Annotated in this window: 21 protein-coding genes; 13 read left to right on the forward strand and 8 right to left on the reverse strand. The window is 55.1% G+C overall.

Features of this window, described 5'->3' with window-relative positions; all coding sequences use genetic code 11:
• Nucleotides 1-6: 6 nt before the first annotated feature.
• The 8 genes from infB to FCN45_RS02560 all read left to right on the forward strand — a co-directional run bounded on the left by infB (nucleotide 7) and on the right by FCN45_RS02560 (nucleotide 10,067).
• Nucleotides 7-2,697, forward strand: a complete 2,691-nt coding sequence (gene infB, locus FCN45_RS02525) for a translation initiation factor IF-2 (RefSeq protein ID WP_064737725.1) — start codon at nucleotides 7-9, stop codon at nucleotides 2,695-2,697.
• A 65-nt stretch (nucleotides 2,698-2,762) separates the two neighbouring features.
• Nucleotides 2,763-3,170 (forward strand): 30S ribosome-binding factor RbfA, encoded by a 408-nt coding sequence (rbfA, locus tag FCN45_RS02530; protein ID WP_101762250.1) that lies wholly within the window; start codon nucleotides 2,763-2,765, stop codon nucleotides 3,168-3,170.
• Nucleotides 3,170-4,114, forward strand: coding sequence for a tRNA pseudouridine(55) synthase TruB (gene truB / locus FCN45_RS02535; RefSeq protein ID WP_137385060.1), 945 nt, complete (start codon nucleotides 3,170-3,172; stop codon nucleotides 4,112-4,114). Before rbfA ends, truB begins: the two co-directional genes overlap by 1 nt.
• Nucleotides 4,115-4,247: 133 nt before the next feature.
• On the forward strand, nucleotides 4,248-4,517 hold the full coding sequence (rpsO, locus tag FCN45_RS02540) for a 30S ribosomal protein S15 (protein WP_025903869.1): 270 nt from the start codon (nucleotides 4,248-4,250) through the stop codon (nucleotides 4,515-4,517).
• A gap of 309 nt (nucleotides 4,518-4,826) precedes the next feature.
• Nucleotides 4,827-6,965: a polyribonucleotide nucleotidyltransferase gene (gene pnp / locus FCN45_RS02545; RefSeq protein ID WP_137385061.1), complete on the forward strand. Its 2,139-nt coding sequence runs from the start codon at nucleotides 4,827-4,829 to the stop codon at nucleotides 6,963-6,965.
• A 129-nt stretch (nucleotides 6,966-7,094) separates the two neighbouring features.
• Nucleotides 7,095-7,979: a lipoprotein NlpI gene (gene nlpI, locus FCN45_RS02550; protein ID WP_137385062.1), complete on the forward strand. Its 885-nt coding sequence runs from the start codon at nucleotides 7,095-7,097 to the stop codon at nucleotides 7,977-7,979.
• A 110-nt stretch (nucleotides 7,980-8,089) separates the two neighbouring features.
• The gene (yrbN, locus tag FCN45_RS23860; protein ID WP_152689941.1) at nucleotides 8,090-8,140 is read left to right on the forward strand and encodes a protein YrbN; all 51 of its coding nucleotides are present in this window, start codon (nucleotides 8,090-8,092) and stop codon (nucleotides 8,138-8,140) included.
• 16 nt (nucleotides 8,141-8,156) lie between these two features.
• The gene (locus FCN45_RS02560; RefSeq protein ID WP_137385063.1) at nucleotides 8,157-10,067 is read left to right on the forward strand and encodes a DEAD/DEAH family ATP-dependent RNA helicase; all 1,911 of its coding nucleotides are present in this window, start codon (nucleotides 8,157-8,159) and stop codon (nucleotides 10,065-10,067) included.
• A 68-nt stretch (nucleotides 10,068-10,135) separates the two neighbouring features.
• Here the strand turns inward: FCN45_RS02560 and FCN45_RS02565 are convergent, their stop codons facing one another.
• Complete coding sequence (locus tag FCN45_RS02565; RefSeq protein WP_137385064.1) at nucleotides 10,136-10,882, reverse strand: SDR family NAD(P)-dependent oxidoreductase; 747 nt, start codon at nucleotides 10,880-10,882, stop codon at nucleotides 10,136-10,138.
• A 183-nt stretch (nucleotides 10,883-11,065) separates the two neighbouring features.
• Between FCN45_RS02565 and FCN45_RS02570 the strand changes: the two genes are divergently transcribed.
• Nucleotides 11,066-11,983 carry an AraC family transcriptional regulator gene (locus FCN45_RS02570; protein ID WP_137385065.1) on the forward strand — a complete coding sequence of 306 codons (918 nt, stop codon included), beginning with the start codon at nucleotides 11,066-11,068 and terminating at the stop codon, nucleotides 11,981-11,983.
• 3 nt (nucleotides 11,984-11,986) lie between these two features.
• Here the strand turns inward: FCN45_RS02570 and FCN45_RS02575 are convergent, their stop codons facing one another.
• The 3 genes from FCN45_RS02575 to FCN45_RS02585 all read right to left on the reverse strand — a co-directional run bounded on the left by FCN45_RS02575 (nucleotide 11,987) and on the right by FCN45_RS02585 (nucleotide 15,004).
• The gene (locus FCN45_RS02575; protein WP_137385066.1) at nucleotides 11,987-12,997 is read right to left on the reverse strand and encodes a luciferase-like monooxygenase; all 1,011 of its coding nucleotides are present in this window, start codon (nucleotides 12,995-12,997) and stop codon (nucleotides 11,987-11,989) included.
• 117 nt (nucleotides 12,998-13,114) lie between these two features.
• The gene (locus FCN45_RS02580; protein ID WP_137385067.1) at nucleotides 13,115-13,999 is read right to left on the reverse strand and encodes a U32 family peptidase; all 885 of its coding nucleotides are present in this window, start codon (nucleotides 13,997-13,999) and stop codon (nucleotides 13,115-13,117) included.
• Between the two features lie 9 nt (nucleotides 14,000-14,008).
• On the reverse strand, nucleotides 14,009-15,004 hold the full coding sequence (locus tag FCN45_RS02585; RefSeq protein ID WP_137385068.1) for a peptidase U32 family protein: 996 nt from the start codon (nucleotides 15,002-15,004) through the stop codon (nucleotides 14,009-14,011).
• A gap of 203 nt (nucleotides 15,005-15,207) precedes the next feature.
• Here FCN45_RS02585 and FCN45_RS02590 point away from each other — a divergent pair, with 203 nt between their 5' ends.
• Nucleotides 15,208-15,732, forward strand: a complete 525-nt coding sequence (locus tag FCN45_RS02590) for an SCP2 domain-containing protein (RefSeq protein WP_137386839.1) — start codon at nucleotides 15,208-15,210, stop codon at nucleotides 15,730-15,732.
• Entirely contained in the window at nucleotides 15,726-16,232 is a 507-nt protein-coding gene (locus FCN45_RS02595) for a GNAT family N-acetyltransferase (RefSeq protein WP_137385069.1), read from the forward strand. The genes FCN45_RS02590 and FCN45_RS02595 overlap by 7 nt, the downstream gene beginning before the upstream one ends.
• On the opposite strand, the gene FCN45_RS02600 is transcribed toward FCN45_RS02595, so the two are convergent.
• Entirely contained in the window at nucleotides 16,216-16,503 is a 288-nt protein-coding gene (locus FCN45_RS02600; protein WP_101762240.1) for a GIY-YIG nuclease family protein, read from the reverse strand. The two genes, FCN45_RS02595 and FCN45_RS02600, sit on opposite strands and share 17 nt — an antisense overlap.
• A gap of 80 nt (nucleotides 16,504-16,583) precedes the next feature.
• Between FCN45_RS02600 and FCN45_RS02605 the strand changes: the two genes are divergently transcribed.
• Nucleotides 16,584-17,009 (forward strand): YhbP family protein, encoded by a 426-nt coding sequence (locus FCN45_RS02605; protein WP_137385070.1) that lies wholly within the window; start codon nucleotides 16,584-16,586, stop codon nucleotides 17,007-17,009.
• Nucleotides 17,010-17,047: 38 nt separating this feature from the next.
• On the opposite strand, the gene FCN45_RS02610 is transcribed toward FCN45_RS02605, so the two are convergent.
• Nucleotides 17,048-17,569, reverse strand: a complete 522-nt coding sequence (locus tag FCN45_RS02610; RefSeq protein WP_137385071.1) for a type 1 glutamine amidotransferase domain-containing protein — start codon at nucleotides 17,567-17,569, stop codon at nucleotides 17,048-17,050.
• Nucleotides 17,570-17,807: 238 nt separating this feature from the next.
• On the opposite strand from FCN45_RS02610, the gene FCN45_RS02615 reads away from it, so the two are divergent.
• Complete coding sequence (locus tag FCN45_RS02615) at nucleotides 17,808-18,842, forward strand: permease (RefSeq protein WP_137385072.1); 1,035 nt, start codon at nucleotides 17,808-17,810, stop codon at nucleotides 18,840-18,842.
• Here FCN45_RS02615 and nrdG read toward each other — a convergent pair.
• Nucleotides 18,735-19,301, reverse strand: a complete 567-nt coding sequence (nrdG, locus tag FCN45_RS02620; RefSeq protein WP_137385073.1) for an anaerobic ribonucleoside-triphosphate reductase-activating protein — start codon at nucleotides 19,299-19,301, stop codon at nucleotides 18,735-18,737. The genes FCN45_RS02615 and nrdG overlap by 108 nt on opposite strands.
• The gene (gene nrdD / locus FCN45_RS02625) at nucleotides 19,298-21,436 is read right to left on the reverse strand and encodes an anaerobic ribonucleoside-triphosphate reductase (protein WP_137385074.1); all 2,139 of its coding nucleotides are present in this window, start codon (nucleotides 21,434-21,436) and stop codon (nucleotides 19,298-19,300) included. The genes nrdG and nrdD overlap by 4 nt, the downstream gene beginning before the upstream one ends.

Genomic DNA, 21,436 nt, shown 5'->3' on the forward strand with positions numbered 1-21,436 from the left:
AACAGCATGACAGATGTAACCGTAAAATCGCTGGCCGCCGAAATTCAGACCCCGGTCGATCGCCTGGTACAGCAATTTGCTGATGCAGGGATCCGTAAGTCTGAAAACGATGCGGTATCCCAGCAAGAGAAAGAAACCTTACTGTCTCACCTGAATCGTGAGCACGGTCAGACCGGTTCAAGCAAGCTGACTTTGCAGCGCAAGACGCGCAGCACCTTGAATATTCCCGTCACCGGGGGTAAAAGTAAGTCGGTACAAATCGAAGTCCGCAAAAAGCGCACATACGTGAAAGGCGATGCAGAGTCTGAGCAAGCTCAGGCAGAAGCGGAAGCCGAGGCGCAGCGTGAAGCGGAAGAGCAGGCGCGTCGCGAGGCGGAAGAACAAGCCCGTCGCGAAGCTGAACAGAAAGCGCAACGTGAAGCCGAAGACAAAGCCAAGCGCGAAGCCGCTGACAAGGCTAAACGTGAAGCAGCGGAAAAAGAGAAATTGACTAATCAACCTACCGATGTAGTAGCCAAGGCTGCGCAATCTGATAAAGCCCGTCGTGAAGCAGAAGCTGCCGAACTGAAACGTAAAGCAGAAGAAGAAGCACGCCGTAAGCTGGAAGAAGATGCGCGCCGCGTGGCTGAAGAAGCCCGCCGCCTGGCTGAAGAGAAAGGCGCTGAATGGGCAAAACCTGAAGAAGAGGATAAAGGCGACTATCACGTCACTACCTCTACTCACGCCCGTCAGGCAGAAGACGAGAACGATCGCCAGGTAGAAGCTGGCCGTGCACGTGCTCGCACCACCAAAGCGGCTCGTCCGGTTAAGAAAGGCAACAAGCATTCTGAAGCTAAAACTGATCGCGAAGAAGCGCGTGCTCAGGTGCGTGGCGGTAAAGGCGGTAAGCATCGTAAGCCAAGCACCCTGCAGCAGGGCTTTAACAAGCCGGCTCAGGCGGTTAACCGCGATGTTGTCATCGGTGAAACCATCACCGTTGCTGAACTGGCCAACAAAATGGCGATCAAAGGTTCTCTGGTCGTTAAAGCGATGATGAAGATGGGCGCCATGGCGACCATTAACCAGGTTATCGATCAAGAAACCGCTCAGATGGTTGCGGAAGAGATGGGTCACAAAGTGATCCTGCGCCGCGAGAATGAGCTGGAAGAAGCGGTAATGGACGATCGTGACACCGATGCTGCGCAGGAAAGCCGTGCGCCAGTCGTCACCATCATGGGTCACGTTGACCACGGTAAAACCTCGCTGCTTGACTACATTCGTTCAACGAAAGTGGCATCAGGCGAAGCGGGCGGTATTACCCAGCATATTGGTGCTTACCACGTTGAAACTGACAACGGTATGATTACCTTCCTCGATACCCCGGGACACGCCGCGTTTACCGCAATGCGTGCTCGTGGTGCGCAGGCCACGGATATCGTTATCCTGGTTGTGGCTGCTGACGATGGCGTGATGCCTCAGACCGTTGAAGCTATCCAGCATGCAAAAGCAGCCGGTGTGCCAGTGGTTGTTGCGGTTAACAAAATTGATAAGCCAGATGCTGATCCAGACCGCGTTAAGAACGAACTGACCCAGTACGGAATTCTTCCGGAAGAGTGGGGCGGTGAGAACATGTTCGTTAACGTCTCTGCGAAAGCCGGTACCGGTATCGACGACCTGCTGAATGCGATTCTGCTGCAAGCTGAAGTTCTGGAACTGTCTGCTATCCGTGAAGGTATGGCGAGCGGCGTGGTGATTGAATCGTTCCTCGACAAAGGTCGTGGCCCGGTTGCTACCGTGCTGGTACGTGAAGGTACGCTGAACAAAGGCGATATCGTGCTGTGCGGCTTCGAATATGGCCGTGTACGTGCGATGCGTGACGAACTGGGTCGTGAAGTACTGGAAGCGGGTCCATCCATTCCAGTCGAAATCCTCGGTCTGTCCGGTGTGCCGGCTGCGGGTGATGAAGCGACTGTAGTACGTGATGAGAAGAAAGCGCGTGAAGTTGCACTGTATCGTCAGGGCAAATTCCGCGAAGTTAAGCTGGCGCGTCAGCAGAAGTCTAAGTTGGAGAACATGTTCGCCAACATGACTGAAGGCGAAGTGTCTGAGCTGAACATCGTACTGAAATCTGACGTACAGGGTTCTGTTGAAGCCATCTCTGATTCGTTGCTGAAACTCTCTACCGACGAAGTGAAAGTACGCATTATCGGTTCAGGCGTGGGTGGTATCACCGAAACCGACGCCACGCTGGCTGCAGCATCCAACGCCATCATTCTCGGCTTCAACGTGCGTGCTGATGCATCTGCTCGCCGCGTGATTGACGCTGAAAACGTTGACCTGCGTTACTACTCCGTCATCTATAATCTGATTGACGAAGTGAAAGCTGCGATGAGCGGTATGCTGGCTCCAGAGTTCAAACAGCAGATTATCGGTCTGGCTGCAGTACGTGACGTGTTCAAATCACCGAAATTTGGTGCCATCGCGGGCTGTATGGTCACTGAAGGTATCATCAAACGTCACAACCCAATCCGTGTACTGCGTGACAACGTGGTTATCTATGAAGGCGAGCTGGAATCTCTGCGTCGCTTCAAAGATGACGTCAACGAAGTTCGTAACGGCATGGAATGTGGTATTGGCGTGAAGAACTATAACGACGTTCGCGTTGGCGATATGATCGAAGTGTTCGAAGTGATTGAAATTAAACGCACCATCGATTGATCATCATTTGATGTGTTGCAATTTGGGAGGCCTCTGGCCTCCCGAATTATTTGGGAGAAAGAATAATGGCAAAAGAATTTGGCCGCCAACAGCGCGTTTCTCAGGAGTTGCAGAAAGAGATCGCAATTATCCTGCAGCGCGAAATTAAAGATCCACGTCTCGGTATGATGGTGACGGTTTCGGGCGTCGAAGTGTCGCGCGATCTTGCCTATGCCAAGGTGTTTGTGACCTTTTTGAATGATAAAGATGAAGAAGCAGTGCAAAACGGCCTGAAGGCGCTTAAAGAAGCCTCTGGCTATATCCGTACGCTGGTAGGTAAAGCGATGCGCCTGCGCATCGTGCCGGAGCTAACCTTCTTCTACGACAACTCGCTGATCGAAGGTATGCGCATGTCGAACCTGGTCAGCAACGTTATTAAGAGCGATGTTGAGCGTCGTGGCGATAGCCCGGCGGAAGATGACAAGGAGGACTAATGAGTCGTCCTCGTCGTCGCGGTCGCGACGTCCACGGTGTGTTTCTGCTGGATAAGCACCAAGGCGCATCTTCCAATGATGTGCTGCAGAGAGTAAAACGTCTGTTCAACGCGAACAAAGCGGGCCACACCGGCGCACTCGATCCTCTGGCGACCGGCATGCTGCCGGTTTGCCTCGGCGAAGCCACCAAGTTTTCGCAGTATCTGCTCGATTCGGACAAGCGTTATCGCGTCATTGCTCGCCTGGGTGAACGCACCGATACGTCTGATGCCGACGGTAATATTGTTGAGACGCGTCCGATTACTTTTGATCAGGCGGCACTGGATGCAGCGCTGGACTATTTTCGTGGCGACACCATGCAGGTGCCGACCATGTTCTCCGCGCTGAAGTATCAGGGACGCAAGCTGTACGAGTACGCACGTGAAGGCATAACCGTGCCGCGTGAAGCGCGCCCGATCAAAGTGTTTGAGCTGCAGTTTATTCGCTGGGAAGGTGATGAACTGGAGCTGGAGATTCACGTCTCTAAAGGCACTTACATCCGCACTATCATCGACGATCTCGGTGAACGGCTTGGCTGCGGTGCGCACGTTATCATGCTGCGTCGTCTGCAGGTGGCGCGTTATCCGATCGAAAGAATGGTGACGCTGGAGCAGCTGCAGGAAGTGGCGGCCACCGTCAACATGGCGGAAACGCCGGATTACAGTGCGCTCGATGCGTTATTGCTGCCGATGGATAGTCCGGCAGAAGAGTTCCCGATAGTGAATTTGCTGCCTACGGTGGCGGCTTATTTCAAACAAGGTATGCCGGTTCAGGTGGCGGATGCGCCGGAACAGGGATTGGTGCGCGTGACGGAAGGTGATGAGCACAAATTCATTGGCATGGCCGAAATCGCCGACGATGGGCGCGTGGCGCCGCGTCGTCTGGTGGTAGAATTTCCTGCGTAATCAAGCCTCTCGCATTTGACCTAACGGCGCATTTGCGTTGCTATCTGGCGAAGAGTAGAATGGCGCGGCTTTAAAAGCGGGCTGCTGAATTAGAGATCGGCACCCATACATTCATTATCTAACGGAGTTTATTATGTCTCTAAGCGTAGAAGCTAAAGCAGAGATCGTTGCTAAATACGGTCGTGGTACCAACGACAGTGGTTCAACTGAAGTTCAGGTTGCTCTGCTGACTGCTCAGATTAACCACCTGCAGGGTCACTTCTCTGAGCACAAGAAAGATCACCACAGCCGTCGCGGTCTGCTGCGCATGGTATCTCAGCGTCGTAAGCTGCTGGACTACCTGAAGCGTAAAGACGTTGCTCGCTACACCAGTCTGATCGAAAGCCTGGGTCTGCGTCGCTAAGTCTGAAGAATCTGATCAAGGATGTAGCGCATGCACCATGCAAAAAAACGCATCTGACGATCAGATTTGTGCGAGTTTCGCGAAAAGGGGGCCTTTATGGCCCCTTTTTTCGAGCAATCCGCAGCAATCCGGACCAAACTCATGTATTGTTGCAGAGAGTGATCTTTGCTTGCAGAGGTTCGCGCGGCTAATGAGAGGCTTTACCGCATGGGCGGTTAAGGTTGTCATTAGTCGCGAGGATGCAACTGAAGATCGGTAATCCCCGGCGCGCCAGAATGGGCTGCGCCTCTGAATTTAAGGACTTAAATTTTGCTGAACCCGATCGTACGCAAATTCCAATATGGTCAGCATACCGTCACGCTGGAAACCGGCATGATGGCGCGCCAGGCTACCGCTGCAGTAATGGTGAGCATGGATGACACTGCTGTATTCGTTACCGTTGTTGGCCAGAAAAAAAATAAACCAGGTCAGGATTTCTTCCCGCTGACGGTTAACTATCAGGAGCGTACTTACGCTGCTGGTCGTATCCCGGGTAGCTTCTTCCGTCGTGAAGGCCGTCCAAGCGAAGGCGAAACCCTGATCTCACGCCTGATTGACCGTCCAGTTCGTCCGCTGTTCCCGGAAGGCTTCATTAACGAAGTGCAGGTTATTGCAACCGTTGTTTCTGTTAACCCACAGGTTAACCCAGACATCGTTGCGATGATCGGCGCATCTGCTGCGCTGGCTCTGTCAGGTCTGCCGTTCAATGGCCCAATCGGCGCAGCGCGCGTGGGTTATATCAACGATCAGTACGTACTGAACCCAACTGCTGATGAAATCAACGAATCACGTCTGAACCTGGTTGTTGCCGGTACCCAGAACGCGGTGCTGATGGTGGAATCAGAAGCTGACATCCTGACTGAAGAGCAGATGTTGGGCGCTGTGGTATACGGCCACGACCAACAGCAGATCGTTATCGAAAACATCAATGCGCTGGTTGCCGAAGCGGGTAAACCACGTTGGGATTGGCAGCCACTGCCAACTAACGATGCACTGATCGCACGCGTTACTGCACTGGCAGAAGCGGGCATCAGCGATGCCTATCGCATCACTGATAAGCAAGAGCGTTACACTCAGGTTGGCGCAGTGAAAGACGCGACCATCGCTGCACTGCAGGCTGAAGATGAAACGCTGGATGCTGGCGATATCGCTGACATCGTTCACGACCTTGAGAAGAGTGTTGTTCGTAGCCGCATCATCCGTGGCGAACCGCGTATCGATGGCCGTGAGAAAGATATGATTCGTGGCCTGGATGTGCGCACTGGCGTACTGCCACGCACGCACGGTTCTTCACTGTTTACCCGTGGTGAAACGCAGGCGCTGGTTACCGCAACATTGGGTACCGCACGTGATGCGCAGAATCTGGATGAGTTGATGGGCGAGCGTACTGATAGCTTCCTGTTCCACTACAACTTCCCTCCATACTGCGTGGGCGAAACCGGTATGGTTGGCTCACCGAAGCGTCGTGAAATTGGTCACGGTCGTCTGGCGAAGCGCGGCGTGCTGGCAGTAATGCCTAAGCAAGCTGATTTCCCCTACACCGTGCGTGTGGTTTCAGAGATCACTGAATCTAACGGTTCTTCTTCAATGGCTTCCGTGTGCGGTGCATCTCTGGCACTGATGGACGCTGGCGTACCGATCAAAGCTGCCGTAGCCGGTATTGCGATGGGTCTGGTTAAAGAAGCCGACAACTTTGTGGTTCTGTCTGATATCCTGGGTGACGAAGATCACCTCGGCGATATGGACTTTAAAGTAGCGGGTAGCCGCGACGGTATCACTGCGCTGCAGATGGATATCAAAATTGAAGGCATCACCCGCGAAATCATGCAGGTTGCTCTGAACCAAGCGAAGGGTGCGCGTCTGCACATTCTGAGCGTGATGGAACAGGCAATCAGCACGCCGCGTCAGGAAATTTCTGAGTTCGCGCCGCGCATTTACACCATCAAAATCAGTTCAGACAAGATCAAAGATGTCATCGGTAAAGGCGGCTCAGTGATCCGTGCGCTGACCGAAGAAACCGGCACCACCATCGAAATCGAAGATGACGGTACCGTGAAGATTGCTGCTACTGATGGCCTGAAAGCCAAAGAAGCCATTCGTCGTATCGAAGAGATTACTGCTGAGATCGAAGTTGGCCGCGTTTACTCTGGTAAAGTGACACGTATCGTTGATTTCGGTGCCTTCGTGGCAATCGGCGGCGGTAAAGAAGGTTTGGTGCACATCTCTCAGATCGCCGACAAGCGCGTTGAGAAAGTGACCGATTACCTGCAGATGGGCCAGGAAGTTCCAGTGAAAGTCATGGAAGTGGACCGTCAGGGACGTGTACGCCTGAGCATCAAAGAAGCGACAGAGCAGAAACCAGCGGAAGAAGTTGCTACCGCTGCATCTGATGCATCTGACGGCGAGTAAGCGTTTACCGATTTACCTCTCCCTGCTTTGCGGGGAGAGGTGTTTAGATCATCGCGAGGGCGGGAATCCTTGTGCACAGCAGGAGGATGACAGGATGGTTGTCCCAATGTTTGTATTCGGGAGTGGGAAATGAAGCCTTTTTTGCGCTGGTGTTTTGTTGCGACAGCTCTCACGCTGGCAGGATGCAGCAACTCCAATTGGCGTAAGAACGAAGTTCTGGCAGTACCTTTGCAGCCCACACTGCAGCAAGAGGTGATCCTGGCGCGAATGGAACAAATTCTTGCCAGTCGTGCCTTGACCGATGATGAACGCGCGCAGCTATTATATGAGCGCGGAGTGTTGTATGATAGTTTGGGTCTGAGGGCATTAGCGCGGAACGATTTTTCGCAAGCGCTGTCTATAAGACCAGATATGCCTGAGGTATTTAACTATCTCGGTATATACTTAACGCAGGCAGGCAACTTTGATGCTGCCTATGAAGCGTTTGATTCTGTACTTGAGCTTGATCCAACTTACAACTATGCGCATTTAAACCGTGGTATCGCCCTCTATTACGGCGGTCGATACAAGTTAGCGCAAGATGATCTGCTGGCGTTTTATCAAGACGATCCTAACGATCCATTCCGCAGCCTTTGGCTCTATCTCGTTGAAAGCGATATGGATGCCGACAAGGCAAAAGTTACGCTGAGACAGCGTCATGACAAAGCGGTTCGCGATCAATGGGGATGGAATATTGTCGAGTTCTACCTTGGCGACATCAGTGAAAAAACGCTGATGGAACGTCTCAAGGCGGACGCAACGGATAACACCTCGCTCGCTGAACATCTCAGTGAAACCAACTTCTATTTAGGTAAGTATTACCTAAGTCTGGGGGAGAAGGACGACGCGAAAGCGTTGTTCAAACTGGCGGTGGCCAACAACGTAAATAACTTTGTTGAGCACCGATACGCATTGTTGGAACTGGCGCAACTCGGCCAGACACAAGACGATTTATCAGAATCTGACCAGCAATAGCTGACGAACTTTTATTGCCTGAATACCTGTAAAGTCATCATCTTCAGAGATGAGGGCTTTTCTGTTCGTCAAAACTTCTAATTTGAGCCGGTTCACACTTTTTGATGAAAATGACTGAAAGTTTTCACGACGAGTTATGTAGACTGGCCGCCGCAATCTAAGAGGCACGTGTACTACATGACTGATATTCAAACCACTTTTGCTGACCTTGGCCTGAACGCCGACATCCTCGAATCACTGAACGGTATGGGCTACGTAAAGCCTTCTCCAATCCAGGCTGAGTGTATTCCTCATCTGCTGGCTGGCCGTGACGTGTTGGGTATGGCGCAGACCGGTAGTGGTAAAACTGCGGCATTCTCACTGCCGCTGCTAAACAACATTGATCCTACTGTTAAAGCACCGCAAATTTTGGTGCTGGCACCTACCCGCGAATTGGCGGTACAGGTTGCTGAAGCCGTCACAGAATTCTCTAAACACATGCGTGGCATTAACGTGGTAGCCCTGTACGGCGGCCAACGTTATGACGTACAGCTGCGCGCACTGCGTCAGGGACCACAAGTTGTTGTCGGTACCCCTGGTCGTCTGCTGGATCACCTGAAGCGTGGCACGTTAGATCTGTCTAACCTGCGCGGTCTGGTGCTGGACGAAGCGGATGAAATGCTGCGTATGGGCTTCATCGAAGACGTTGAAACCATCATGGCGCAGATTCCAGACGGTCATCAGACCGCGCTGTTCTCAGCCACCATGCCAGAAGCGATTCGCCGTATTACCAAGCGCTTCATGAAAGATCCACAGGAAGTGCGCATCCAGTCAAGCCTGACTACGCGCCCGGACATTTCTCAGTCTTACTGGACCGCATACGGCCGTAAAACTGATGCGCTGGTTCGTTTCCTGGAAGCGGAAGATTTCGATGCAGCCATCATCTTCGTGCGTACCAAAAATGCCACGCTGGAAGTGGCCGAAGCGCTGGAGCGCAGCGGTTATAACAGCGCAGCACTGAACGGCGACATGAACCAGGCACTGCGTGAGCAGACGCTGGAGCGTTTGAAAGATGGTCGTCTCGACATCCTGATCGCAACCGACGTTGCAGCACGTGGCCTGGACGTTGAGCGTATCAGCCTGGTTGTAAACTTTGATATCCCAATGGATGCAGAGTCTTACGTTCACCGTATCGGTCGTACCGGCCGTGCTGGTCGTGCAGGTCGTGCGTTGCTGTTCGTTGAGAACCGCGAGCGTCGTCTGCTGCGCAACATCGAACGCACCATGAAGCTGACCATTCCAGAAGTTGAGTTGCCGAACGCAGAACTGCTGGGTGAGCGTCGTCTGGCTAAGTTCGCGGCTAAAGTACAGCAGCAGCTGGAAAGCAGCGATCTGGATCAGTACCGCGCACTGCTGAGCAAAATGCAGCCGGGCGAAGATCTGGATATCGAAACGCTGGCCGCAGCACTGCTGAAAATGGCTCAAGGCGAACGTCCACTGATTCTGCCACCAGAAGCACCGCGTCCAGCACGTCGCGAGTTCAGCGATCGTCCTGACCGTGGTGAGCGTCGTGATTCACGTGATTCTCGTGGTCCACGCGAAAGCCGTGACAGCCGCGATGGCGATCGTCCACGTCGTGAACGTCGTGACGTTGGCGAAATGCAGCTGTATCGCATTGAAGTGGGCCGTGATGATGGTGTTGAAGTTCGTCACATCGTTGGCGCGATCGCTAACGAAGGCGACATCAGCAGCCGTTACATCGGTAACATCAAGCTGTTTGGTACTCACTCAACCATCGAGCTGCCGAAAGGCATGCCGGGCGAAGTGCTGCAGCACTTTACTCGTACGCGTATTCTGAACAAACCGATGAATATGCAGCTGATGGGTGATGCGCCAGTGCACGAGCGTAGCGAACGTCGTCCATCTGCTGGCGGCGAACGTCGTGGCAATGGCGCACCGCGCGGTGATGGTGCTCCACGTGGCGAAGGCGCTCCACGTCGCTTCTCCGAACGTCGTGAAGGTGGCCGTGAAGGCGGACGCTTCAGCCGTGAAGGTGGTCGTGGCCCGCGTCCAGAAGGCGCTGCTGCACCACGTCGTCGTGACGCATAAGCGATAAACGCGAAAAGTAAAAAGGGACGCTGATGCGTCCCTTTTTTTATGCGCGTGGAAGGTAAATTTTACACGCCACCAGCAATCAGCACGCGTTCACCGCTAACGTAAGCTGACTCTTCTGACGCCAGAAACAGCGCCACCTGCGCCACATCTTCCGGCAAGCCAAAGCGTCCGAGCGGCGTTGCCGCTATCAGCTGTGCTTTCAACTCCGGGTGCATCTTCTTCGCCGCCAGCAAACCTTCGGTCAAAATAATGCCGGGTGCTAACGCATTGACGCGAATATTACGTGGCCCAAGCTCGCGTGCGAGGCCCTGCGTTAAGGTATCGATCGCGCCTTTGGTTGCTGCCCAAAGCACCGAGCCGGGCGTGCAGCGTTGGCTATTTAAAGCGCTAAGGTTGATGATGGAACCGCCGCCTGCGGGGAAATGTTTTGCCGCCTGCTGACACACCAGCAAGGTGCCCAGCAGATTCACATTCAGCTGCTGCTGCATCTCGCTGAGGCTAAGCTCGGCAAAGTCACCGTGGTGAAAAATGCCGGCGTTATTCACCACAATATCGGGCGCGCCAAACTGCTCAATGCTGCTAGCGAACAAGCGCTGCACATCGGCCTCGCGTGAGATATCAGCCTGTACGGCGATGGCGTCGCTACCCAGCTCCTGAATGTCGGTCACCACATCCGCCGCACCCACTTCGTCCTGAAGATAATTCACCACCACCCGAGCACCGGCCGCCGCGAAAGTCATGGCGATGGCGGCACCAATGCCTTTCGAAGCGCCCGTCACCAGCGCAATTTTGCCTTCAAGTGTTTTCATCGTGTCTCTCCACCTGAGATTTCGGGGAAAATAAAGCATGCGCTGTCCATACAATCGGGTGGTAGCGCAATCCTGCAAGCTTCTTGCACGATCCTGCAAATCTGCTGTTCAAGGACTAGTCGCAGCGCCAACCGCAAGCGAGAATATCCACTCAGTGATTTCTTACCGCGGAGCACCGATCGCATGATTCATCAGGAACAATGGCAGCAGTTGGTGGCAATTATTGCTCGCCACGCACCGCAGGATGGTCGTCACTATTGCCCAATCGACTTTCTCTCTTTCGGCCGCAGTTCTCAGCCCACCAGTTTGGCGCATGTGGCGACCTGGGCGAGCTTTGCCCTGATCGCGCAGGGGCAAAAAGCGCTGCGCATGGGTGATGAAGTGATGCATTACGGGCCGGGCGATTTACTGTTGGTGACGCTTGATATGCCGGTGCAATCCTGCGTGGTCATGGCAACGCCAGAGAAACCGAATCTTGGTGTGGGCATCACCATTAACGAAACGCGTCTGATGCGTTATCTGGAACACTTTCCGCACCATCAACTCGGCAGCACGGCGGTGAGCGAGCGCGGTATCGCCGTGCATAAAGTCGCGCCACCGTTGGTGGATGCGGTGATGCGTTTAGTCGAGTTGCTGGATCACCCGCAGGACATAGCCGCGCTGGCACCGTTGATTGAGCAGGAGATTTTCTATCGTTTGCTGACTGGACCCGAAGGGCCGCGCATTCTCAACATGGCGTTGACGGAACGGCCAGGCAACAAAGTGGCGCGCGCCGCGCGTTGGCTACGCGAAAACTTTCATCAGCCGTTGAAAATGGATTTTCTGGCGAGCAGCGTAGGGATGAGTATTTCGTCGCTGCATCATCACTTTAAAGCGGTAACGGCGATGACGCCGATGCAGTATCAAAAGCAGCTGCGGCTCAACGAGGCGCGGCGTTTGATGTTGATTGAGAAGCTGGATGCCGGCACGGCGGGTTATCGGGTGGGTTATCAAAGTGCTTCGCAGTTCAGTCGTGAATACAGCCGTTTTCACGGTCAGTCACCGGCGCGAGACGTGCGAACCATTGCGGTGGGCCCAGAGTGGTTAAACCCACCGCAATGAGGTTTACAGCGTGCGCGCTGCTTCCATTGCCAGCGCGAAGGAGCGCAGACGCGCCTGCGAATCGTAAATCTGGCCGTTAACCATAATCTCGTCCGCCTGGGTTTCACGCATCAGCGCGGCGAGGCCGCTGCGGACTTTATCGCTATCGCCGACAATCGACATGCTGAGTGCCTGCTGCACGCCATATTGCTCGGACGGCGACCACAGATTATCCATGTTCTCCACCGGCGCAGGCAGCGGACCCGGTTTGCCGCGACGCAGATTAATAAACTGCTGCTGCATCGAGGTGAACAGGAAGCGAGCGTCACGTTCGCTATCGGCTGCGACGACGTTGACGCACACCATCGCATATGGCTTCGCCAGACGTGCGGAAGGTTTGAATTTCTCACGATAGAGATGCAGCGCCTGGAACAGCAGATCCGGCGCGAAATGCGAGGCAAATGCAAACGGCAAACCCAGCTGAGCGGCCAGTTGCGCGCTGTACAGGCTGGAACCGAGCAGCCACACCGGAATTTTCAATCCTAAACCTGGAACCGGTTGTACTGGTGGATGTTCTCCCTCTTCGGCGTCAAACCAGCGAATCAGTTCAGAGACATCTTCCGGAAAACTATCTGCCTGGCCGCTGGAAAGATGACGACGCAACGCCAGCATGGTGCGTTGGTCGGAACCCGGCGCGCGGCCCAGTCCCAAATCGATGCGCCCAGGATAGAGTGACTCGAGGGTACCAAACTGTTCGGCGATCACCAGCGGCGCGTGATTGGGCAGCATAATGCCGCCTGAACCAAGGCGCAGCGTTTCGGTATTAGCCGCTAAATAGCCAATCAGCACTGACGTCGCGGCGCTGGCAATCCCCGTCATATTATGGTGTTCCGCCAGCCAGTAGCGGTGAAAGCCCAATGCTTCGGATTGACGGGCCAGTGCCAGCGAATTATGGAACGCGTCGCGTGCAGTGGAACCTTGTGGAATAGGGGCCAGATCCAACACGGACAGGCGAACAGTTTTTTTCTCAGACATGGGCACTCCAAATAGGGATGGCGCAGGTGTTTATTCGGACCTGCGCTTGTGAGTATTACTCATCGTTACCTATATTAAAACTGCTAATAACAGCAGGAATATAGCCGGAATGTGCCTTTACCTGCCGCCTTCCAGTGCCATTCCCGCCAGGCGACGCCAATAACCATTACAATCACTGCCGCGCGCCATCATTAGCGGTGCCTGACCGGCTTCGTTGGCGCGGAAGCGATCCACTTCGGCGAGTGTACTTTCGCCCTGGGGCGACAAACGTACAATGTCGATCCAGTTATGCATGCCGCTCAGGTCATTGCCGAGGTTGTAGCAATAGCCGCTCATGGTCTGAATGCCGTTGAGCACAAACACCTGCTGGCCTTCCTGCGAGAGCACGCGGCGGCCGGTTGGGTAATTGATGCAGCAGGTTTGGCAATCATCTTTGCCACGATTCTCAGCGCGTGCGGTAAAGCAGCGTGCTGACAGCGCCAGCGGCAGATGACCATAGCCAAGCACTTCCACCTCAAATTGTTCGCGCACACCCGCCGCATCGCACTGTTGCAGCAGTTGAATCAGCCAGTCGCGGGACATCTCCACCGGAATGCACCAGCGCGTCATGCCTTCTTTCAGCAACAGTTGCAGCGTCTGCGCGTTATACACATTCAGTGTCGGGCCGGCGACAAACGGCAATTTGCGCTCCGCCGCCATATTCACGGTGCCGATATCATTGGCTTCCAGCAGGAACTCACCGTTATCGACATAGCGGCGCAGCTCTTTGACTTCCGATGGCGACTGCAGCAGTGCCAACGTACTCAGCACCACTTGCTTGCCCTGCAGCGCCAGCATGCGCGCGATGTCCATCCATTGATGGAACGAGGTGGCGCGTCTTTTACTGCAGACGGCTTCGCCGAGATAAATGATCTCCGCGCTGCTCTCGGCGGCGCGTTGATAAAAGGTTTCCAGCGTTGCAGTTGGCCAGTACCACAGCACCGGCCCGATGGCGTATTTCATGCGATCTCCTTATTGCCAGTCACGGTGATAAGCACCGAGCGTGGTTTGGCTGCCTTCTGATAACTCGCCCAACGCCTGCATCCAGGGTTCCTGCACGGCATACTGTTCCGGCGATGCCATGCAGCGATCAATGGCCTGACGCCACACTTTCGCTACCTGCGCCACATAGGCCGGACTGCGCTGGCGTCCTTCAATTTTCACCGAGGCAATGTTGGCGCGCAGCAGTTCAGGCAGCAGCGACAAGGTGTTCAGGCTGGTGGGCTCCTCCAGTACGTGATAGAGCTGGTTATCCACTTCATAACGGCCTTTGCACAAGGTGGGATAGCCAGCGCTCTCGTCGGGTGCGTAACGGTCAATCAGCACCTCATTCAGGCGCGATTCCATGCCTTTTGGCGTCTGCTGCCAACGCACAAATTTCGCCGGCGAGCAGGCTCCCGCACTGTTAGGCGACTCGCCGGTCAGCCAGGAAGAGAGGTAGCAGCGGCCTTCAGCCATAATGCACAGGCTACCGAAAGCGAACACTTCCAGCGGGACCGGCGTTTCACGCGCCAGCTGTTTGACCTGATGCATCGACAGCACGCGCGGCAGCACCACGCGGCTGAGTTGAAAATGACGATGGTAAAAATGGATGGCCTGCAGATTGGTGGCAGAGGCCTGTACCGAAAGGTGACGCTCAACCTGCGGATAGTGTTTTGCCGCATACTCCAGCGTGGCAATATCCGCCAGAATCAACGCATCCGCGCCGTTCTGAGCGGCAACATCAATCGCGCTTTGCCAGCGATTGATGCCATCAGGGTGGGCGAAGGTGTTGATCGCCACATGCAGTTTGCGCCGATGCTGATGCAGATAGCGCGCGGCTTCAGCCAGTTTCTTATCGGTAAAATTGAGGCCAGCAAAGTGGCGGGCATTGGTATCGTCTTTCAGGCCGACATACACCGCGTCAGCACCATGCTCCACCGCCGATTTCAGCGCAGGCAAATTCCCCGCCGGACACAGCAGTTCCATACATTTTCCTCCCCGGATTCTGAAGCCGAAGAGTGTAAATAACTGACCCGACAGCAATGTTGATTTAAGGCAGTGAAAGCGGCATTGATGATCGGGAATGAAGGTTTTTCGTCCAGCCAGGCGGCGATTTCCTTGATCTCAGTGGAGGCGAAGCCGGTCAGATGTGGCAAAATAGATGAAATTTTCTGAAGGGAATGACGATGATGTTTGCGCGCTTACGCGGTCTGATTGTTGAAAAAGGGCCAGAATTCCTTGCTTTACCTGTTTCCATTACCCCTTTCCCGCTAAAAAAAGCTATTCTGCAACAACTCCTAAACTGGCAATTTCGTCATGCTTTGTCTGAAGGTGAGTTAGACTTTCTGGAAGGGCGTTATCTGGGGATTGAGGTTGCCGATGTGAATCTGCGCTGGATCACCACCCTGCAAGCAGGGCGCCTGACCGTTTCGCGCGACACTGAGGCTGATGTCTGGTTTCGCGGTGAAGCCAACGATCTGTTGCTGGTGGCAGCACGCAAAGCGGATCCCGATATGTTGTTCTTTCAACGCCGTCTGGTGATTGAAGGTGACACTGAGCTGGGACTTGAGGTGAAAAACCTAATGGATGCCATTGAACTGGATGCCATGCCCACGCCATTACGCACGGGATTGCAGCAGCTCGCTGCTTTTATTGAGACAGGAATGAAACAGGACGCGAAGGCCACTGAGGCGCGCGCGGGGATCTCATGTTGATTCGTACTGAAATTGGCGTTGATGCAGCAGGCATCGATAGCCTGTTAAAGCGCAGTTTTGCTACCGCTGCCGAAGCGGAACTGATACAGCAACTGCGCGAAGATGGCTTGCTGACTCTCGGTGTAGTTGCCACGGATGATGAAGGTCAGGTTCTGGGTTATGCCGCTTTCAGTCCGGTGACCCTGCAGGGAGAAGACCGCAACTGGGTCGCTTTGGCGCCGCTCGCCGTGGATGAATCGGTGCGCAAACAGGGCCTTGCTAAACGGCTGGTGTATGAAGGATTGGATTCACTTAATGAGTTCAGCTACAGCGCCGTGGTGGTGCTGGGCGATCCTGAGTTCTACAATCCACTCGGCTTTGAACCGGCGGCACGTCATGGTTTGCACTGTCGCTGGTTAGGCAGTGAAGCGGCCTTTCAGGTTTACAAACTGGCAGACGATGCGTTTGATGATGTAGAAGGGCTGATCGAATTCGCGCTGCCGTTTAACCGTTTCGACTAAACCAGGCCACTAAGCAGGGCGGCTGCTGTGCAACCAGCAGCAGCTTTTGCGCGCGGCTCAGCTGCTTCACCTGATATTCCAGGCGTGACGCCGCCGCCCGATCGCCCGCATCGCAGTGAAACACCAGCGTCAGCGGGCCCTTGCCACGCAGCGAACGCGCGCCGCGTCCCTGCTGATGCTGTTGCAGCCGACGATTAACATCGGTGGTGATGCCGGTATACAGCATCCCTGCGGCGGTTTGTAGCAGATAAAGCTGCCAGCCTTGTTCCATCATACTTATCCCGAAAATTAGCTGGCAGGCAGTGTAGCGCGCTTCAGGCCGCATCGCTATTCGCCGCACGGAGTCCAATTTTGTCCGACCATGCTCATCTGATTCGCTACTTAAAAAAACAGCACGTGCTGTCGTTATCTGCCAGCCATGGCGACGATCTGTGGTGTGCCAACTGCTTTTATGTATTTGATGCCGCGAACATGGCGTTCTGGCTGATGACTGCACCAGACACGCGCCATGGCGCATTAATCCAGTCAAATCCGCGCGTGGCGGGCACGGTGAATGGCCAGCCAAAAAGTGTGCTGCTGATTAAAGGCGTGCAGTATCGCGGCGTGATTCAGCTGCTAAGTGGAGAAAGGGAAGTGCTGGCGCGTCACGCTTATCAGAAGCGTTTTCCAGTGGCAAAGAAAGTCACCGCACCGTTGTGGGAAATCGTGCTCGACGAAGTGAAGATGACCGACAATGCGCTGGGCTTTGGCAAAAAGATTATCTGGACCCGGCCTTAGGGCCGCCATTCACGGCGACCCCAATGCAGGAAAAACTATCAGGCCGCGTTCAAAATCCGCAGCGACTCGCGATTAAACGCGGGCAGGTCTTCAGGCGTGCGGCTGGTAACTAACTTGTCATCATCCACCACCACTTCTTTATCGTAAAAATCCGCACCGGCATTACGCAGATCGATGGCGATGGCTTTTACGCTGGTCATTTTGCGGCCGCGCACGCCGTTCGCGCTGATCAGCAGCTGCGGGCCATGGCAAATGGCAAACACCGGCTTGCCGCTGGCGACAAACTCCCTGGTGAAGTTGACGAAACGATCGTCACCGCGCAGGGCATCGGGCGAGTGTCCACCGGGCAGCAGCAGCGCATCGAACTCGGTTGCATTCACATCATCAATAGCCTTGTCGATGTTGACCTCAGCTTTACCCTGCTTCCCTTTAACGATGTTGCCGGCCTTAAACTCGATGGTAACCACTTCATGGCCCGCCTGAGTGTAAGCCTCCGCCGGTGAGGTAAACTCTGAGTCTTCAAATTCATTGGTAATCAGTACCGCTATTTTCTTGCTCATCTTTTTCCTCCTTGTTGATCACGAACCTTATGTTCGTTGCACTTCTAACCCAACAAGCCTGGTAGCCATGTCGCAAAAAGCAAGCCAGCCGGCAATTCTTCCGGGAGGTAAATTTCCGCGCCGGATCAAGTTTAGGCGATTTCCACATGGCGCAATGAAATGACCTGAATGACACTAAGGCCTTTCCGCCGCGTATCCTAACGCGGCATCGTTATTCAGTTGAATACGGAATTCCGTGATGACCCAACTCACTTCTCATGCCCCGGCGACACGCTTCGCCTGGTGGAAACCGCTGCTGTTCCTCGCCGTGGTAGTAATCGGCCTGTGGTATGTCAAATGGCAGCCTTATTACGGTAAAGCCTTTACTGCTGCCGAAACGCATTCGATCGGTAAATCGATTCTGGCCAATGCGGCGGGCTCACCGTGGCGCGCGGCGCTCGATTACGCCATGGTCTATTTCCTCGCCGTGTGGAAAGCGGCCGTGCTCGGGGTGATCCTCGGATCGTTGGTGCAGGTGCTGATTCCGCGCGCCTGGCTGCTGCGTCTGATGGGTAGCTCACGCTTTGGCTCGACGCTGATGGGCACTGGATTAGGTTTGCCGGGCATGATGTGCAGCTGCTGTGCGGCGCCGGTAACCGCTGGCTTACGTCAGTCACAGGTTTCCAGCGGTGCGGCGATGGCGTTCTGGCTGGCGAATCCGCTGCTCAATCCTGCCACGCTGATTTTTATGGGCTTTGTGCTCGGCTGGCATTTTGCGGCGATTCGGCTGGTGGCAGGTTTGATGATGGTGTTGGGCATCGCGTGGCTGGTGCAGCGCAGCGTGCCGGATCAGGTCGTTACCGCGCCCGTTATCCCGGCCCGCGATGAACAGCCGTTTCTGTCACGCTGGCTGCGGGTGATGTGGCGACTGTTCTGCAACACCATTCCGCTGTATATCGTCGCGGTATTGTTGCTCGGCGCCGCGCGCGTGTGGCTGTTCCCGCACGCGGATGGCGCGGTGGGTAATACGCTGTTTTGGGTGATGTTGATGGCAATCGCCGGCTGCCTGTTTGTGATTCCTACCGCCGCGGAAATCCCGATTGTGCAGACCATGATGCTGGCGGGCATGGGCATTGCGCCCGCGCTGGCGTTATTAGTCACGCTGCCCGCCGTGAGTGTGCCGTCGTTATTGATGCTGCATCGCGCCTTTCCCGCACGGGCGCTGTGGATCGCGCTGATCGGCGTGGCAGGCAGCGGCATGCTGCTCGGCGTGCTCGCCTTGTGGCTGGCGTAACCACCAAATCTTCTGATTGCGGCTGCCACGCCACAGCAGCCGCGCATCTTTCTCCGCTTCGATAAAACGTCCATCAATCAGCACATCAATTTCCTCCACCACTTCGCGCTGCGCCGCGCTGAGTTCCGTCATTTCATATCCGGTCCACAGCCAGATATCCTTATCCGGACACTCACGCCGCACGCGTTTCACCAGACGACGTATATGCGGCACGTTGTGCGGATGCAGCGGATCGCCGCCGCTCAGCGACAAGCCCTGGCGCGCAATGCGCCGATCGTTAAGATCGGCGATCAGCTGCTCTTCCATCTCCAGCGTAAACGGCACGCCGGAATCCAGCCGCCACGTGCTTTGGTTGTAGCAGCCGCGACATTGATGTTCGCAGCCCGCGACAAACAGCGTGCAGCGCGTGCCGGGCCCGTTAACGATATCAACCGGATAATAGCCGTGGATGCGCATCATCCCAGTTTTCCTGTCTCCAGATGTTTAACGCGCCGCTGTACTTCTTGCTGCTTACCGGCGTTAAACGGACGCGCATCCGGGCTGCCGAGATAGCCGCACACGCGGCGCGTCACCGACACGCGCGCCGGATCGTAATTACCACAGCATGGGCAGGTAAACCCTTTGCTGGTGCAGCTGAACTCGCCGCTAAAGCCGCATTCGTAGCACTCATCAATCGGCGTATTGGTGCCGTAATAGGGCACGCGGTGATAGCTGTAATCCCAGACATCTTCGAGCGCCTTGAGGTTGTGCTGGATGTTGGGATATTCGCCGTAACAGATGAATCCGCCGTTAGCGATGGCGGGATAGGGCGCTTCAAAGTCGATCTTGTCGTACGGATTGACCTTCTTCTCCACGTCGAGATGGAAGCTATTGGTGTAATACCCTTTGTCGGTAACGCCGGCCACCACGCCAAATTCGGCGGCATCGAGGCGACAGAAGCGGTCGCACAGATTCTCGCTCGGCGTGCTGTACAAGCTGAAGCCGTAGCCGGTTTCCGCTTTCCACGCATCCACCGCGCGGCGCAGGTGCGTGACAATCGCCACGCCTTTTTCCCGCAGGTAATCGGCGTCATACGGATGCACTTGGTTGCCGCTCAGCGCATTCAGCGTTTCATGCAAGCCGATGTAGCCAAGGGAAATTGAGGCGCGGCCGTTGCGGAAAATGGCGCCCACTTCGTCATCCGCTTTCAGGCGCACGCCGCAGGCACCTTCCATATAGAGAATCGGCGCTACGCGCGCTTTGGTTTTTTCCAACCGGGCGATACGCGTCATTAAGGCACGTTTCGCCAGCGCCAGACGTTCATCGAGCAAGCGCCAGAACTGCGCTTCATCGCCTTTGGCCTGCAGCGCGATACGTGGCAGATTGAGGCTAATGACGCCAATATTGTTGCGGCCTTCGTGAATCTGCTCGCCGTTCTCCTCGTAGACGCCAAGGAAGCTACGGCAGCCCATCGGCGTTTTAAACGAGCCGGTCACTTCCACCACTTTTTCGTAGTTGAGGATATCCGGATACATGCGCTTGCTGGCGCACTCTAACGCCAGCTGCTTGATATCGTAATTAACATCGCCAGGCCGACGATTTACGCCTTCGCGGATTGCAAACACCAGTTTCGGGAACACTGCGGTTTTATGATTTTTGCCCAATCCGGCAATGCGGTTGCGCAGAATGGATTGCTGGATCAGGCGCGCGGCCCAGTCGGTGCCGAGACCAAAGCCAAAGGTGACAAACGGCGTCTGGCCGTTGGCGGTGTGCAGCGTATTCACTTCATATTCCAGCGACTGAAACGCGTCGTAGCACTCTTTCTCGGTGCGAACGCGCGCATAGGCTTCGGCATCCGGAATCTGCCATTCCAGCGCCACCGAGCGGTGTTTTTCCAGACTGAGCGTAACGAAAGGTGCCAGCACTTCATCAATGCGATTGATGGTGGTGCCGCCGTAAATGTGGCTGGCGACCTGCGCGATGATCTGTGCGGTCACCGCCGTGGCGGTGGCGATTGATTTGGGCGGCTCGATCTCGGCGTTGCCCATCTTAAAACCGTGGGTCAGCATGCCGTGCAGATCGATTAGCATGCAGTTAAACATCGGGAAGAACGGAGAATAGTCGAGATCGTGATAGTGGATGTCACCACGTTCATGCGCCAGCACCACATCGCGTGGCAAGAGTTGCTGCTGAGCGTAATGTTTGGCGACGATGCCAGCCAGCAGATCGCGCTGGGTGGGAATCACTTTGCTGTCTTTATTCGCGTTTTCATTGAGTAGCGCGGCGTTGGTTTGCTCCACTAAACCGCGAATAGCGTGATGCAGTTTACCGCGCTGCTCGCGTGCTAAATCGCGGTCATGGCGATATTCGATGTAGGCACGCGCCAGCTGCGGCCAGCGTCCGCTCATTAGCGTCTCCTCCACCGCACACTGAATGTCGCGGATATCCACTTCAGCCTTGTCAGCCAGCTGTTGACTAACCTGCGCCGCCACTTGCGCGCACCACGCCGTATCATCGATTTGTACCGCAGCTGCAGCCGCGTTGACTGCCGCCTCGATCCGCTGCGCATCAAACGGCACTCTGCAGCCGTCACGCTTAATCACCACCGTCGCCAT

Origin of the sequence: Pantoea sp. SO10 (assembly GCF_005281435.1) — a bacterium.
Classification (GTDB): domain Bacteria; phylum Pseudomonadota; class Gammaproteobacteria; order Enterobacterales; family Enterobacteriaceae; genus Pantoea; species Pantoea leporis.

Bases quoted from the DNA above. Each gene is read 5' to 3' on its own strand.
- infB (WP_064737725.1), top strand. From the start codon at position 7: ATGACAGATGTAACCGTAAAATCGCTGGCCGCCGAAATTCAGACCCCG.
- rbfA (WP_101762250.1), top strand. From the start codon at position 2,763: ATGGCAAAAGAATTTGGCCGCCAACAGCGCGTTTCTCAGGAGTTGCAG.
- truB (WP_137385060.1), top strand. From the start codon at position 3,170: ATGAGTCGTCCTCGTCGTCGCGGTCGCGACGTCCACGGTGTGTTTCTG.
- rpsO (WP_025903869.1), top strand. From the start codon at position 4,248: ATGTCTCTAAGCGTAGAAGCTAAAGCAGAGATCGTTGCTAAATACGGT.
- nlpI (WP_137385062.1), top strand. From the start codon at position 7,095: ATGAAGCCTTTTTTGCGCTGGTGTTTTGTTGCGACAGCTCTCACGCTG.
- FCN45_RS02560 (WP_137385063.1), top strand. From the start codon at position 8,157: ATGACTGATATTCAAACCACTTTTGCTGACCTTGGCCTGAACGCCGAC.
- FCN45_RS02565 (WP_137385064.1), bottom strand. From the start codon at position 10,882: ATGAAAACACTTGAAGGCAAAATTGCGCTGGTGACGGGCGCTTCGAAA.
- FCN45_RS02570 (WP_137385065.1), top strand. From the start codon at position 11,066: ATGATTCATCAGGAACAATGGCAGCAGTTGGTGGCAATTATTGCTCGC.
- FCN45_RS02575 (WP_137385066.1), bottom strand. From the start codon at position 12,997: ATGTCTGAGAAAAAAACTGTTCGCCTGTCCGTGTTGGATCTGGCCCCT.
- FCN45_RS02580 (WP_137385067.1), bottom strand. From the start codon at position 13,999: ATGAAATACGCCATCGGGCCGGTGCTGTGGTACTGGCCAACTGCAACG.
- FCN45_RS02585 (WP_137385068.1), bottom strand. From the start codon at position 15,004: ATGGAACTGCTGTGTCCGGCGGGGAATTTGCCTGCGCTGAAATCGGCG.
- FCN45_RS02590 (WP_137386839.1), top strand. From the start codon at position 15,208: ATGTTTGCGCGCTTACGCGGTCTGATTGTTGAAAAAGGGCCAGAATTC.
- FCN45_RS02595 (WP_137385069.1), top strand. From the start codon at position 15,726: ATGTTGATTCGTACTGAAATTGGCGTTGATGCAGCAGGCATCGATAGC.
- FCN45_RS02600 (WP_101762240.1), bottom strand. From the start codon at position 16,503: ATGGAACAAGGCTGGCAGCTTTATCTGCTACAAACCGCCGCAGGGATG.
- FCN45_RS02610 (WP_137385071.1), bottom strand. From the start codon at position 17,569: ATGAGCAAGAAAATAGCGGTACTGATTACCAATGAATTTGAAGACTCA.
- FCN45_RS02615 (WP_137385072.1), top strand. From the start codon at position 17,808: ATGACCCAACTCACTTCTCATGCCCCGGCGACACGCTTCGCCTGGTGG.
- nrdG (WP_137385073.1), bottom strand. From the start codon at position 19,301: ATGATGCGCATCCACGGCTATTATCCGGTTGATATCGTTAACGGGCCC.
- nrdD (WP_137385074.1), bottom strand. From the start codon at position 21,436: ATGGCGACGGTGGTGATTAAGCGTGACGGCTGCAGAGTGCCGTTTGAT.